Annotated in this window: 12 protein-coding genes and 3 pseudogenes; 8 read left to right on the top strand and 7 right to left on the bottom strand. The window is 69.5% G+C overall.

All coding sequences use genetic code 11. From position 1 onward, the window contains the following. Positions 1 to 28: 28 nt before the first annotated feature. Positions 29 to 1070, top strand: a pseudogene (locus SLUN_RS32195) (IS630 family transposase); the annotation flags it as partial. A gap of 52 nt (positions 1071 to 1122) precedes the next feature. Here the strand turns inward: SLUN_RS32195 and SLUN_RS32200 are convergent. The 6 genes and pseudogenes from SLUN_RS32200 to SLUN_RS32220 all read right to left on the bottom strand — a co-directional run bounded on the left by SLUN_RS32200 (position 1123) and on the right by SLUN_RS32220 (position 7143). After that, complete coding sequence (locus SLUN_RS32200) at positions 1123 to 2325, bottom strand: heparin lyase I family protein (RefSeq protein ID WP_108153452.1); 1203 nt, start codon at positions 2323 to 2325, stop codon at positions 1123 to 1125. Positions 2326 to 2477: 152 nt separating this feature from the next. After that, positions 2478 to 2894, bottom strand: a complete 417-nt coding sequence (locus tag SLUN_RS39680) for a hypothetical protein (RefSeq protein WP_159100373.1) — start codon at positions 2892 to 2894, stop codon at positions 2478 to 2480. 154 nt (positions 2895 to 3048) lie between these two features. Beyond that, positions 3049 to 3717 carry a response regulator transcription factor gene (locus SLUN_RS32205; protein WP_159100374.1) on the bottom strand — a complete coding sequence of 223 codons (669 nt, stop codon included), beginning with the start codon at positions 3715 to 3717 and terminating at the stop codon, positions 3049 to 3051. Next, the gene (locus SLUN_RS32210; protein ID WP_159100375.1) at positions 3714 to 5654 is read right to left on the bottom strand and encodes a GAF domain-containing sensor histidine kinase; all 1941 of its coding nucleotides are present in this window, start codon (positions 5652 to 5654) and stop codon (positions 3714 to 3716) included. Before SLUN_RS32210 ends, SLUN_RS32205 begins: the two co-directional genes overlap by 4 nt. Before the next feature lie 155 nt (positions 5655 to 5809). Beyond that, a pseudogene (locus SLUN_RS32215) lies at positions 5810 to 6272 on the bottom strand (GlxA family transcriptional regulator); the annotation flags it as partial. A gap of 142 nt (positions 6273 to 6414) precedes the next feature. Further along, entirely contained in the window at positions 6415 to 7143 is a 729-nt protein-coding gene (locus SLUN_RS32220; RefSeq protein WP_108153455.1) for an SDR family NAD(P)-dependent oxidoreductase, read from the bottom strand. 109 nt (positions 7144 to 7252) lie between these two features. Between SLUN_RS32220 and SLUN_RS32225 the strand changes: the two genes are divergently transcribed. The 5 genes and pseudogenes from SLUN_RS32225 (at position 7253) to SLUN_RS32245 (ending at position 10698) form a co-directional block, all read left to right on the top strand. Then, the gene (locus SLUN_RS32225; RefSeq protein WP_108153456.1) at positions 7253 to 8095 is read left to right on the top strand and encodes an AIM24 family protein; all 843 of its coding nucleotides are present in this window, start codon (positions 7253 to 7255) and stop codon (positions 8093 to 8095) included. Between the two features lie 99 nt (positions 8096 to 8194). Then, the gene (locus SLUN_RS32230; protein WP_108153457.1) at positions 8195 to 8803 is read left to right on the top strand and encodes a dihydrofolate reductase family protein; all 609 of its coding nucleotides are present in this window, start codon (positions 8195 to 8197) and stop codon (positions 8801 to 8803) included. Between the two features lie 96 nt (positions 8804 to 8899). Continuing rightward, positions 8900 to 9025: pseudogene (locus SLUN_RS32235) on the top strand (LuxR C-terminal-related transcriptional regulator); the annotation flags it as partial. A 9-nt stretch (positions 9026 to 9034) separates the two neighbouring features. Next, positions 9035 to 10213: a cytochrome P450 family protein gene (locus SLUN_RS32240; protein ID WP_108153458.1), complete on the top strand. Its 1179-nt coding sequence runs from the start codon at positions 9035 to 9037 to the stop codon at positions 10211 to 10213. 65 nt (positions 10214 to 10278) lie between these two features. Next, entirely contained in the window at positions 10279 to 10698 is a 420-nt protein-coding gene (locus SLUN_RS32245) for a PaaI family thioesterase (RefSeq protein ID WP_108153459.1), read from the top strand. Between the two features lie 3 nt (positions 10699 to 10701). Here SLUN_RS32245 and SLUN_RS32250 read toward each other — a convergent pair whose 3' ends face one another. Beyond that, the gene (locus SLUN_RS32250; RefSeq protein WP_108153460.1) at positions 10702 to 11706 is read right to left on the bottom strand and encodes a Gfo/Idh/MocA family protein; all 1005 of its coding nucleotides are present in this window, start codon (positions 11704 to 11706) and stop codon (positions 10702 to 10704) included. 155 nt (positions 11707 to 11861) lie between these two features. Between SLUN_RS32250 and SLUN_RS32255 the strand changes: the two genes are divergently transcribed. Further along, the gene (locus SLUN_RS32255; protein ID WP_108155059.1) at positions 11862 to 12581 is read left to right on the top strand and encodes a GntR family transcriptional regulator; all 720 of its coding nucleotides are present in this window, start codon (positions 11862 to 11864) and stop codon (positions 12579 to 12581) included. Between the two features lie 191 nt (positions 12582 to 12772). Continuing rightward, complete coding sequence (locus tag SLUN_RS32260; RefSeq protein ID WP_108153461.1) at positions 12773 to 13771, top strand: sugar ABC transporter substrate-binding protein; 999 nt, start codon at positions 12773 to 12775, stop codon at positions 13769 to 13771. The last annotated feature ends 33 nt before the right edge of the window (positions 13772 to 13804 follow it).

Genomic DNA, 13804 nt, shown 5'->3' on the forward strand with positions numbered 1-13804 from the left:
CCCTGTACGGCCTTCGGCCGTTTCCTCGATCGCCGGCGGGGCTGGAGTTTCCAGCCCCGCCTGCGATCGAGGCGCGGGGAGTCCGGGGGCCGAGGCCCCCCGGGTGCCGGTCATCGCCCAGCTTGTGGCGGCCGACGAGGACACTGTGCGCGATGTCATCCACCGCTTCAACGAGATCGGCCTGGCCTGCTTGGACCCCAAGTGGGCGGGAGGCCGTGCCCGCCTGCTCAGCGCTGACGACGAGGACTTCGTCGTCGTGACGGCCACCACCCGCCCGACCAAACTCGACCAGCTCTTCACCCGTTGGTCCATCCGCAAACTGGCCGCCTACCTGCGCAAAGTCCACGGACGCGTGATCCGCATTGGCCGCGAAGCCCTGCGCTGCCTCCTGTCGCGACGCGGCATCACTTTCCAACGCACCAAGACCTGGAAGGAGTCCACCGACCCGCAACGAGACGCCAAGCTCGACCGCATCGAGCACGTCCTGGAGCACTTACCCGACCGCGTTTTCGCGTTCGACGAGTTCGGGCCACTCGGCATCCGCCCCACCGCAGGATCCTGCTGGGCGCCGCAGAACCGACCCCAACGGATCCCGGCGACCTACCACCGCACCCACGGCGTCACCTACTTCCACGGCTGCTATTCGATCGGTGACGACACCAGGTGGGGCGTCAACCGCCGGCACAAGGGCGCCGCACAGTCCCTGGCCGCGCTGAAAGTCGATCCGGGTCGCCCGCCCCGACGGCGCCCCCATCTACGTGATCACGGACAACCTGTCCGCTCACAAGGGCGCCAAGATCCGGACCTGGGCGAAGAAGCACCGGGTTGAACTGTGCTTCACCCCGACTAATGCCTCCTGGGCGAATCCGATCGAGGCCCACTTCGGGCCCTTGAGACAGTTCACCCTGGCCAACTCCCCCCACCCCAACCACACCGTCCAGACCCTCGCAGTCCATGCATACCTGCGCTGGCGCAACGCCAACACTCGCCACCCCGACGTCCTCACAGCTCAGCGACGAGAGCGCGCCCGAATCCGCAGCGAGGAGGGCATGCGATGGGGAGGCCGCCCCCCTCGCCAACGCAGCATGACCCGCAACCCGGTAAACCCACGCGGTCAGAGCACTAGAGACCGAGTGGCCTCGCTTCGGTGATGCTTGCCCAGTCGTTCTCGGGATTCGCCCAGAACGAGATCTTGAGGTATCGGGCGTCCAGGGCGCCCGAGGTGAAGTGCACCGTCTCCGGCGCCGTGGTCGTCCCGGAGCTGCGGCCCTCCCACACCTTGGTGTACGAGACGCCGTCCTGTGAAGCGTGGATGGTGTAGTCGTTCCACCGCAGGTCACCGCGATGCCAGGCCACGGTGGCGCCGCAGAGCTGGCGGGGTGCGCCCGTGTCGAGGATCAGTGCGGCGCCGAATCCCTGGCCGGACCAGCGGGTCGTCAGGTTGCTGTCGATGGCGTTGGAGGGTGGGTTCGCCGGTTCGTACGTGGTGGCGGACGCGGCGGCGACCGCTGGGGCTCGCGCACAGGTTCGCTGGGGCGCGATGTCCCTGTGGACGGCGCGTTCGTCACCCAGACGCAGAGCGTCGTAGTACATCACCCGCTGCGTGGTGCTGGAGGGAGCTCCGGTGTTCCAGTCCCACTTGTAGATACCGAACTTGAAGTAGGGCGACCGTGGTCCCCCGTCGTGGGTGGCGCCGGTCTGGTGCACGACGCGTTCGCCGTTCTTCCACACCTGCAGGAGGCCGGTGCTGTCCGTCCTCCAGGTCACGTGGAAGACCCAGTCCACCCAGGTCCCCGTGGTGTAGGCACCCAGATCGATGGGCTCACCGCGGAAGTCGATCTTCCAGCGCCCTTCGTCGGTCAGAAGTGCCAAGGGGGGAGAGGTGCCCGGGCAGCCGACGTCGCAGTGGTGCCACTGGCTCACGATCTCGGCCGAGGTGTCGTGGGTCCATGTGGTCGCGAGGTTGATGCTGAAGCCGTACCACCGGTCGGCGCCTGCGGGTTGCTCGTCGCGCTGCGAGATCTCCGCCCGCTTGCTGCTGGAGACGACCGGATCGGATTTGCGCAGCTCGAAGCGGGCTGCGTGGGAGCCGTCGCGTGTGGGGCTGGTGACGTTGGTGGCGCCGTACGAAGTGGCCCACTGCTTGTTGAGGTTGGCGGGTGCCGCGGCGGGGAGGGTCCGGTCAGCCGACTGCTCCCAGTCGAGGGTGCGTTGCACGCCGGCGGGATCGGCCATGGCTGTCTGCACGGGTGCCAGCGCCACCCCCGCGGCCAGCATCGTCGAGCTCACTGCGACGATCCATGCTCTGATACGTGACCTTTTCATGCTCGAGCTCCTTCGTAGGACGCCAAGCGAATGGTTTCGTTCGTTCTGCCCCGAGGGCGGGGCGCCGGCTTTCACGCGCCTCCGGAAAGCCCAGGGGGGTCTCCGGAGCGACAAGCGGCTGGTATACAGGACCAGAACCGTGGCCCCGCTCCTCAGCTGGCCGTGACGGTCAGCCGGCTGTAGGTGATGTTCATCGCGTTGACCGGGAACCCGCCCCACCACCTCTCAACACAACGCGTCTGGCCCGCTCCTACGGAGACGTACTCAGGAGCCGCAAGGGGCGCTCTGCTCTGCACCCTTGCGGTGCCCGGGGCCGAGTAGCCGGCTGTGACACACAGCCGCGTCTTCCCGAAGACCCACGTCGGAAAGTTGTAGTCGTCGTGGTAGTAGAGGGCCGGTGATTGCGTTGCTGCTGCCCGAACGGGAGCCGAGAGGACGTGCTGTGCCGCGGCGACCGTCGCCGGCCGTGGCGATGCCTGGGCAAGGCCGGCCGGTCCCAGGCCCAGACCTGACACGACGCTGATGGCCGACAGGGTGACGGCAAGGCGCCGAAGCGACGCTCGAGTCATGCGATGCTCCTTCAATCTGGTGTCCAGGCGGCCTTGGAGAAGTGGTTCTTCTCTCTGCTGCTCCCGGCCGAATCGGAGTACTGAGCCGATGCATCCCATGCTCGGCTCCCGGGTGTCCCGGGAGCACTCCCTGATCAGTCCTCGATTCTCCCGGTCACGGGTCACCCGGCCTGGAACCGGAACCGTTCCCCAAGCCGTGGGCTCGCGCTACTTCTGCGGCCTCATTGCGCCCGGCCACACCGAGCTTGCGAACGACGGACGACAGGTAGTTGTGCACCGTGTGAGGGTCGAGGAAGAGCTCACGGGCAATTCGGGACGGCTCCTTGCCCTGGGCGAGCAGGGTCAGCACCTGACGTTCCCGCCCGCTGAGGGAGGGGAAGGGACTGGCCGCCGGCGTCCGTGCCGCCTCCAGGGCACCGAAGAGGTGGCTGCGCGCAGTGTGGTCGAGCACGGTCAGTCCTCGGGCGGCCGCACCGAGAGCCGCCAGCAGAGCGGGTGCTGAACACGTCTTCAGTACGAATCCGGCGGCACCGGCGCGCAGCGCGTCGCTGACCCGGGAACCCTCGTCGTAGCCCGACACGACGACGACCGGCAGGTCCGGCCGTTCACCGGCCAAGGCGCGGATCGCTGTCAGCCCGTCGCCTCCCGCCATCTCCAAGTCCATCACCACGACGTCCGGTTCCGTGTCCAGAACGACGTCCACCGCTTCCGCGGCATTGCCGGCCTCACCCACCACATGCATGCCCGCCACCTCCGCGTAGTCGCGCAGACCGTTGCGGAAGACTTCGTGATCATCGACGATGACCATCCGGATCGGTGTCAACTCGGGCTCCCCAGCGGAAGGCGCGCCACCACAGTGAGACCGCGCTCCTGCTTCGTGTCGAGCAACAGCTCGCCGCCCAGCTCCTCCGCCCGCTCACGCATGGAGGTCAGCCCCACTCCCGGGCGACGCTGCGCCCTCAGCCCCTTTCCGTTGTCGGCGACACTCAGTTCGAGAATGTCGGACACCCGCACGGTCACGACGCACTGCGTGGCGGCTGCATGCCGGACGACGTTGGTCATGGCCTCTGTAGCGATGAGGTACGCGGCGGCGTCCACTGCTGCGGGCAGTTCCGCTGCGTCCCCTTCAGCCTCCACGGTGATGCGGATGCTGTCGGGGGAGGACAGCCGCTCCGCGTACAGACGCAGAGCCTCGATCAGACCTTCGTCGTCGAGAGCGGCGGGGCGCAGGCCCACCACCGCCTGGGAAACATCGGACGTGATGCCGTCCACCAGGACCTGCAGGGCCTGGAGCCGTTCGCGCAGGTGCTCCGCGCTGCCCTCAGCCAGGTGCTCGGCTGCCGCGAGCCGCAGGCGGAGCCCCACGAGGGAGGGCCCGACGCCGTCGTGCAGGTCCCGGCGCAGACGCCGACGCTCTTCCTCGCGTGCACGTACCACACGTTCACGTGATTCCCTCAGGTCGGCGGTGAGCCTGGCGGTCTCCACGGCCATCGCCGCCAGTCCGGCTGTCTGGTTGAGCAGCTCTCTGTCGGCGGAGGAAAGGTCGTCTCCCGGCAGTCGGGGGCTGACCATCAGCCGGCCGATGACCGCGTTCCGGTATTCCAGCGGAAGGGTCAGTACGGTGCCGGTGGGCGCACCATGACGCACGCGGGGTCCCGCGGGCGTCTCGATGGCTACGTACGACAGGCGCAGCGCGTCTGCCAGAGTGCTGGCCACCATGGGCAGGGCGGCGTCCGGCTCGACCGAGGACCGCAGACGTGCGGTCAGACGGGCGATGACGGTGTGGGGTTCGTCCCGGTCACCGAAGAAGATCCGGTTCACGGCACGCTGACTGCGCTGGTGCAGCGGCTGAAGAGCCACCGCGACCACGCCGGTCGCCAGCACGGAGGCCGCGAAGGTGGACCTCCGGTGGAGAACACCGTTGACCGACCACATCACACCCGCATACAGGACAACCACGCCCGCAGTGAGCCCCGCATAGGCAAGCGAGCGCCGAATGATCAGATCAATGGCCCACAGCCGGTAACGCAGTACCGCGACGGCCACGGCGGCGGGGACGCCGGCATCGAGGCAGAAGCCGATCCCATGCAGCACCACGGGCGAGTACGGGACGAGGTCAAGCGCGACCTGCCCGCCTATGGCCAGCGCGACGGCGAAGGCCAGCCACTTCAACTGGTCGCGCTCCAGCCGCGCTCCTCTTCGCCACCGTGTCACGACCGAGATCAGGGCAATCAGGAGACATACCTGCAAAGCGATGAACGTGACCCGGTTCACGGGAAAGAGGGGGCTCTGCCCGATGTCCTCGGGATCCACCACGCCGGCCGTGGGATGGATGGCCCCGACCACTGCGAGGGTGGCGGTTGGCAGAACCACCAGAGCCGAGAAGATGAGGCCGGTCAGGCGCCAGCGCGGCGAAGGCAGGCGTCCCGTGGGGTACAGCAGAAGAGCCAGGGGAAGCGCGCCGAAGGCCGGCCACCACACCCACGCCGTCATCCAGCCGAGAACACTTGTGCCGGGCATCCGTGCTGCTGACGCCAGCGGCCACACCTGGTGGATCAGGCATCCGAGCGAACCGCTCTGCGCCATCAGGAGCATGAGCCAGCCCAGCGGGTGGCGCGGCAGCCGATGCGCCAGCAATCCTCCGACGGCCGCGAAAGACACCGAGACCCCGGCATCGCCCCAGTACAGGTCCTGCAGTCGCCCTTCGTAGGCCGCGATGCACACCGCCGCGGCCACACCACACAGAGCACCCGCTGCCACCGGATAAGCCCACCGCCGGTATCTCTCCATGGACCAGCCCCCCCGCAGAAGGCCGCCACCAGAGCGGCTCGCGAGGAGCCTAAAGAGCTACCCGCCGGTCATCACCCTGCGTTACCGAGTCGATACCTGGTGTGCGAGCGGGGCGGCTCCAGCGGCTACTGCGTCCTCGTGAACGTACGGCGGTAGGTGCGGGGTGGCACGCCCCGGCGGCGGACGAACTGTTCGCGCAGGACGGCCGCGGAGCCGTAGCCGACCGAGCGGGCGATCTCCTCGACGGACAGGTCCGTGGTCTCCAGGCTCCTCCGCCCGGCCGAGCCGCAGGCCGAGCACCCAGGCGTGCGGCGTCGTGCCGGTCGCGGCGGTGAACCGGCGGGCGAAGGAGCGGCGGCTCATCAGGGCGCGCCGCGCCAACTCCGCGACGGGCAGCGGTTCGTGGAGGTGCTCGCGGGCCCAGGCGAGTACGTCCGCGCGGCGCTCGTCCTCGCCGTCCTCGGGGACGGGCGCCGCCAGGTACTGGGCCTGCCCGCCGTCCCGGTGCGGCGGCAGGACGAGGTCGCGGGCCACGGCGTTGGCGGCAGCGGCGCCGTACTCGCGGCGCAGCAGGTGCAGGCAGACGTCGAGAAGACCTTCCACGCCGCGTGTGGCCCTGGAAACCTCACCGAGGCCCTCACGCCTTTCCGTAACTGGGCGACCACGACCGCTCTCTGAGCGGGCACAGAGCAAGAGACCTCAACCCGGTGAACCTATGCGGTCAATACACCTAGGCCGCGTGGCCGCCGTCCACCGACAGTTCCGCGCCCGTGATGTAGGCCGCCTCGTCGCTCGCCAAGTACGCCACCAGCGACGCCACTTCCTCCGGCCTGCCGAACCGGCCCAGCGCCGTCCCCGCCCGCTGGGGCTCGGCGTACGGGCCGTCCGCCGGGTTCAGGTCCGTGTCGATCGGGCCCGGGTGGACCAGGTTCGCCGTGATGCCGCGCTCGCCCAGCTCACGGGCCAGCGCCTTGGTCAGGCCGGTCAGCGCGGACTTGCTCATCGCATAGAGGGTGCCGCCGGGGCCCGGCACGTACTTCGTCATGCAGGTGCCGATCGAGACGATCCGGCCGCCGCGCTCCATCCGGGCGGCCGCCGCCTGCGAGGCGAGGAACGCCGCCCGTACGTTCACATCGAGCACCCGCTCCAGATCGCCCGCGGACAGGCTGTCGAGGGGGCCGAGCACGCCGACGCCGGCGTTGTTGACCAGGATGTCGAGCCGCCCCAGCCGGTCCGTGGCCGTGACGACGGCCGCCCCGGGCGCCTCGGCGTCGGCCGCGTCCGCCCGCAGCGCGAGGCCCCGCTGCCCCGTCGCCTCGATCTTGCGGACCACCTCGTGAGCGGCGTCCTCGCCCCGTACATACGTGATCGCCACATCGACGCCCTCCTGCGCCAGCCGCAGGGCGATCGCCGCCCCGATACCGCGGCTGCCACCTGTCACCAAAGCCGTCCTCGACATGTCGTATCCCTCGTGTCCGTAACTGGTTCTGACGGAAAGTGGTCAGGGCCTCAAGGAAATCGGCCCTGCCTCCTCGGGTCTGGCGGCAAACGGACGTTGAATCTCTGCCGTGACCCTCCAGCAAGAGATCGTCGGGACCGCCATGCAGATGGCGGTCGTCTCCCTCCAGCCCGGCCGGACCGTCTACTGCGAGGCCGGGAAGTTCCTGTTCAAGACCTCCAACGTGACGATGGAGACCCGGCTGTCGGGTCCACCGGGCGGTAGCGGCGGTCAGGCCGCGGGCGCCGGGGACGGCGGGGGCGGCGGATCCGGTACGAGCGGCATGAGCGGCATGCTGCGCCAGGCCATGGGCACGGCCATACAGGCCGGCCAGCGCGCCCTCGCCGGTGAGTCCCTCGCCTTCCAGTACTTCACCTCCACCGGCGGCGAGGGCACCGTCGGCTTCGCGGGCGTACTCCCCGGCGAGATGCGCGCACTCGAACTCGACGGCTCTCGCGCCTGGTTCGCCGAGAAGGACGCCTTCGTCGCCGCCGAGTCCAGCGTCGTCTTCGGTATCGCCTTCCAGGGCGGAAAGACCGGCCGCAGTGGCGGCGAGGGCTTCATCCTGGAGAAGTTCACCGGCCTCGGAACCGTCATCATCTGCGGCGCCGGCAATTTCATCGACCTCAACCCCGCCGATTTCGGCGGCCGCATCGAGGTCGACACCGGCTGCATCGTCGCCTTCGAGGAGGGCATCCAGTACGGAGTCCAGCGCGTCGGCGGCCTCAACCGCCAGGGCCTGATGAACGCCGTCTTCGGTGGCGAGGGACTCTCGCTCGCCACCTTGGAGGGCAACGGGCGGGTGATCCTCCAGTCGCTGACCATCGAGGGCCTCGCCAACGCACTAAGGAAGGCCCAGGGCGGCGACAAGCAGGGCCCGACCGGCGGGCTCTTCTCCACCAACGCGGGCTGACCGCCCGCCCCTCGCCCTGCCGACCGATGAATTCCCGGCGCGGCCGGGGTCTCAGCTCATGAACGGAACACCGCACACTCCCGGAAGCAGGTATCTCCCATGGCACAGCTCTCGATCACCTCTTTTGTCACCCTCGACGGCGTGATGCAGGCCCCCGGCGGGCCGGCCGAGGACCCCAGCGGCGGCTTCGAACTGGGCGGCTGGTCCGTGCCCTACGGGGACGACGACTTCGGCCGCTTCATCAGCGAGGTCTTCGAGCGGGCCGGAGCCTTTCTGCTCGGCCGCCGTACGTACGAGATCTTCGCCGGCTACTGGCCCAAGGTGACGGACCCCGCCGACCCGGTCGCCTCCCGGCTCAACTCCCTGCCGAAGTACGTTGTCTCGACCACGCTCGAAAAGGCCGACTGGGAAGGCACCACCATCGTCAGAGGTGACCTCGCCAAGGAGATCGCCGCGCTCAAGGAGCGCACGGACGGGGAGCTGCAGGTTCACGGCAGCGGCGCCCTCGCCCACTTCCTCATGGCGCACGACCTGATCGACACATTCAACGTACTCACGTTCCCCGTCGTCCTGGGCACGGGCCGCCGCCTCTTCGCGAACGGCGCGGTACCGACGGCCTTCCGGCACACAGGGGGCCGCACTACGGCCGCGGGCGTGGCCATCAACACCTACGAACTGGCGGGCCGTCCCGAGTACGGCACCTACTAGGCAAGCTGAAGCGAGCGGCACCCACGCGCCCCGTCCCACGCGCCCCGCCCCAGGCGCCTCAAGCCCGTCGCGGTCGTGGGTACCCTCGCCGTCGCTATGAGCGTGCCGACCGTCAAGACGCACGTCTCGCGCATCCTGGCCAAGCTGGGCCTCAACAACCGTGTCCAGATAGCACTGTTGGCGCACGACGCCGGGCTGCTCGACGAGGAGGAGCCGACGTAGGCTGACGCGATGACAATCGTCGATCTTGGGGAGTACGGGGCGGACTTCGTCGCGAACCCGTATCCGTACTACGCACGGCTCCGCGATTCGGGGCCCGTTCATGAGGTGCGACTGCCGAACGGCGAGGAGATCTGGCTGATCGTCGGCCATGAGGAGGCGCGGGCCGCGCTCGCCGACCCACGGCTGTCCAAGTCGCCCGCCACGGTGGGCGGGACGATGCTCGACGAGCGGGTCATCGGCCCGAATCTGCTGGTCCTGGACCCGCCGGACCACACCAGGCTGCGCAGGCTCGTCGCCCGTGAGTTCACCGCGCGCCGGGTGGAGGGCCTGCGCCCGCGCATCCAGCAGATCACCGACGGGCTGCTCGACGCGATGCTGCCGGCCGGTCACGGGGACCTGGTGGACGCGCTGGCCTTCCCGCTGCCCATCATCGTCATCTGCGAGCTGCTGGGCGTTCCGGCCGCGGACCGCGAGGCCTTCCGGAAGTGGTCCAACGAGGTCGTGGCCCCGACGGGCGTGGCGGCCGAAGAGAGCGCCATCCATGAACTGGCCGCGTACCTCAACGAACTCATCGAGGACAAACGCTGCGCCGGCCCCACGGACGATCTGCTCTCCGCCCTCATCCGCACCCGCGCGGAGGACGACGACCGGCTCTCCGCTGCCGAACTGCGCGCCCTGGCCTATCTGTTGCTGATCGCCGGCCATGAGACCACCGTCAATCTGATCTCCAACGGCGTACGCGCCCTGCTCGCACATCCCGGCCAACTGGCCGCCCTGCGCGCCGACTTCGGCCTCCTGGACGGGACGATCGAGGAGATGCTGCGCTACGACGGCCCGGTGGAGACCGGCACCGTGCGCTTCACGGCGGCACCCGTCCCTGTCGGCGACACCGTGATCCCGGCCGGCGAGGCGGTCCTGGTCGGCATCGCCGCGGGCGACCACGACCCGGACCGCTATCCGTCCCCGGACCGTTTCGACATCAGGCGCGACACCCAGGGGCACCTCGCGTTCGGGCACGGCATCCACTACTGCCTGGGCGCCCCGCTGGCCCGGCTCGAGGCGCGGATCGCGCTCCGCTCGCTGCTGGAGCGCTGCCCGGACCTTGCCCTGGACGCCTCGGCGGGAACGCTCGACTGGCTGCCCGGCATGCTGATGCGCGGAGTGCGCCGGCTCCCGGTGCGGTGGTAGCGGAGCCGTCGCCGAACTCGCTGCGAACCTGTCAACGCCCCTCCGAACGCGCAAGGAGCCCGACCATGCCCGGACTTGACCTCGACACGGCCCAGAAGGTCCTCGACAGCCAGCCCTTCAGCCGGCTGCTCCAGGCGCGGATCACCGCGTTCGGTGACGGGCGGGCCGTGCTCGAGGTGGACATCCGGGAGGAGCTGCAACAGCAGAACGGCTATCTGCACGGGGGAGTCCTCGCGTACGCCGCCGACAACTCCATCACCTTCGCCGCCGGTACGGCGCTCGGGGCCGCCGTGCTGACCAGTGGCTTCTCCGTGCAGTACGTCCGCCCGGCGACCGGGCACGCCCTGGTCGCCCGGGCCGCAGTCGTGCACACCGGACGTCGGCAGGCCGTCGTCCGATGCGATCTGTTCACGGTGAACGCGGACGGCGACGAGACGCTCTGTGCCGTCGCGCAGGGCACCGTACTGTCCGCCCAGCAGTCCTGAGAGTCAGCCGCCGGGGATCTCCTCGAGCCGCACCGGACGTCGCTCCCGCCGAGACACCTCGCACGCCTCCGCGATCCGCAGCGCCGCCAGCGCCTCGCGCCCGTCGCACGGGTTCTCGCTCTCGCCCTGCACCATGCGTACGAACGCGTCCAGCTCCGCCTCGTACGCCGGGGCGAACCGCTCCAGGAAGCCCGGCCACGGCTTGTCCGCCGCGGGCGGGCCCTTGGGCTCGGTCGAGCTGATCGGGGTGCGGTCGTCCAGGCCGACCGCGACCTGGTCGAGCTCGCCCGCCAGCTCCATCCGTACGTCGTAGCCCGCGCCGTTGCAGCGGGTGGCCGTCGCGGTGGCCAGCGTCCCGTCGTCCAGGGTGAGCAGCGCCGCCGCCGTGTCGACGTCGCCCGCGTCGCGGAACATCGAGGGCCCGGCGTCCGAACCGGTCGCGTACACCTCGACGACCTCGCGGCCCGTGACCCAGCGCAGGATGTCGAAGTCATGGACCAGGCAGTCCCGGTACAGGCCGCCGGAGAGCGGCAGATACGCGGCGGGAGGCGGGGCGGGGTCGGAGGTGATGGCACGTACGGTGTGCAGCCGGCCGAGCGCACCCGACCGTACGATCTCGCGGGCCTTCGTGTACCCCGCGTCGAACCGGCGCATGAAGCCCAGCTGGAGCAGGGTGCCCGCCGACTCGACCTCGCGCAGCGCGCCGAGCGTGCGCGGCAGGTCCAGCGCGATGGGTTTCTCGCAGAAGGCGGGGAGGCCGGCCCGGGCCGCGCGGGCGATGAGGTCGGCGTGGGAGGAGGTCGCGGAGGCGATCACCACGGCGTCCACGCCCCAGGCGAAGATCTCGGCCACGCCGGGCGCGGCGGTGGAGCCGGTGCGCTCGGCGACCTCGGCCGCCCGCGCCGCGTCCGCGTCCGCCACGACCAGTGAACCCACCTCCCGATGGCGGCTGAGCACGCCCGCGTGGAAAGTGCCGATTCGTCCCGTCCCGATGAGTCCGATGCGCATGGCCCAAAGGTGATGCCGGGCCCGCCACCATGTCAAGACTTTGTCCTGACAACCGAACTTCACGACTTCCCGTCAACATTCCCTGCGACTACGCTCGCTCCGTGCCCAAGCAGCCCAGACACGTGACGGACCCGTCCCTGTCTCTCCAGCTGAGCGTGGACCGCACCAGTCCGGTCCCGCTCTACTTCCAGCTGTCGCAACAGCTGGAAGCGGCCATCGAGAGAGGGACCCTCACCCCCGGCAGCCTGCTCGGCAACGAGATCGAGCTGGCCGGCCGGCTCGGGCTGTCCCGCCCCACCGTCCGCCAGGCCATCCAGTCCCTCGTCGACAAGGGCCTCCTCGTACGCCGCAGGGGCGTCGGCACCCAGGTCGTGCACAGCCAGGTCAAGCGCCCGCTGGAGCTCAGCAGCCTCTACGACGACCTGGAGTCGGCCGGTCAGCGGCCGGCCACCATCGTGCTGACCAACCGCATCGAGCCCGCGAGCGCCGAGGTCGCGGCCGCACTCGGCGTGCCGGAGGGCAGCGACGTCCGGCTGATCGAGCGGCTGAGATTCGCCCACGGCGAGCCGATGGCCCGGCTGCGCAACCATCTGCCGTCCGGCCTCCTCGAATGCGACACCGAGCGGCTCGAGGCCACTGGCCTGTACCGGATGATGCGGGCCGCGGGGATCACGCTGCACAGCGCCCGGCAGTCGGTCGGGGCGCGGGCCGCCAGCGAGCTGGAGGCCGAGCTGCTGACCGAGGAGACCGGCGCACCGCTGCTGACCATGGAGCGCACCACCTTCGACGACACCGGCCGCGCGATCGAGTTCGGCTCGCACATCTACCGTGCATCGCGCTACGCCTTCGAGTTCCAGCTCCTCGTCCGGCCATAGCCCACCCGGCCCGTCCGCGGCTCACCTGGGACCGGCTCACCTGGACGCGACGTAGCGGCCCGCACGATCAGGTCACGTAAGAATGTCAGTCGCGTAAGAATGTTCGGACAAAGTCTTGACGAGGTCCCCGCGACCGCCGTAAAAACTCACCCAGCCGCAACCGGGCGGCCGGGAGAGAAGGCGGACCCACCATGCGTACCAACCGCAAGGCAGCAGCCCTGCTCGCCGCATGTGCCCTGGTCGTCGTCGCCGGATGCAGCAGTTCCGGTGGCAAGGAGGCGAAGGAGACCCCCTCCAAGGGCGGCGGTGGCGGCGAGGCCGCCACCACCCAACGGCTGAAGATCGCGATGGTGACGCACTCCGGCGAGGGCGACACCTTCTGGGACATCGTCCAGAGCGGCGCCAAGGTCGCGGCACGCAAGGACAACGTCGAGTTCCTCTACGCCGCCAACAAGGAGGGCAAGGAGCAGGCCCAGCTCGTCCAGACCTACATCGACCAGAAGGTCGACGGCATCATCGTGACCCTGGCCAAGCCCGAAGCCGTCCAGGACGTCGTCAAGAAGGCCGTCGCGGCCGGCATACCCGTCGTCACGATCAACTCCGGCGCCGAGTTCTCGAAGGCGGTCGGCGCGCTCAGCCATATCGGCCAGGACGAGTCCGTGGCCGGCGAGGCCGTCGGCGAGGAGCTCAACAAGCGCGGCAAGAAGAAGGCCGTCTGCGTCATCCACGAGCAGGGCAATGTCTCGCTCGAAGCCCGCTGCGCCGGCGTGAAGAAGACGTTCAAGGGGACCGTCGAGAACCTCAACGTCGAGGGCACCAACATGCCCGCCTCCACCTCCTCCATCGAGGCGAAGCTGCAGAGCGCCAAGGACATCGACGCCATCGTCACCCTCGGCGCGCCCTTCGCCGCGGCCTCCGTCAAGGCCAAGGAGGGCGCGGGCTCCAGCGCCGAGGTCAACACCTTCGACCTCAACGCCGAGGTGGTCAAGCAGCTCAAGGCCAAGCAGATCGGCTTCGCCGTGGACCAGCAGCCCTACCTCCAGGGCTATCTCGCCGTCGACGAGCTCTGGCTCAACAAGATCAACGGTAATGTGATCGGCGGCGGCAAGCCGATCCTCACAGGCCCCGCGCTCGTCACCGAGAAGGACGTGCCCGCGCTGGAGAAGCTCACCGCCGACGGCACCCGATGACCTACGCGGCGCACCCGCTGCCCAGCCTCCGAC

The sequence above is a fragment of the Streptomyces lunaelactis genome, assembly GCF_003054555.1.
GTDB lineage: Bacteria > Actinomycetota > Actinomycetes > Streptomycetales > Streptomycetaceae > Streptomyces > Streptomyces lunaelactis.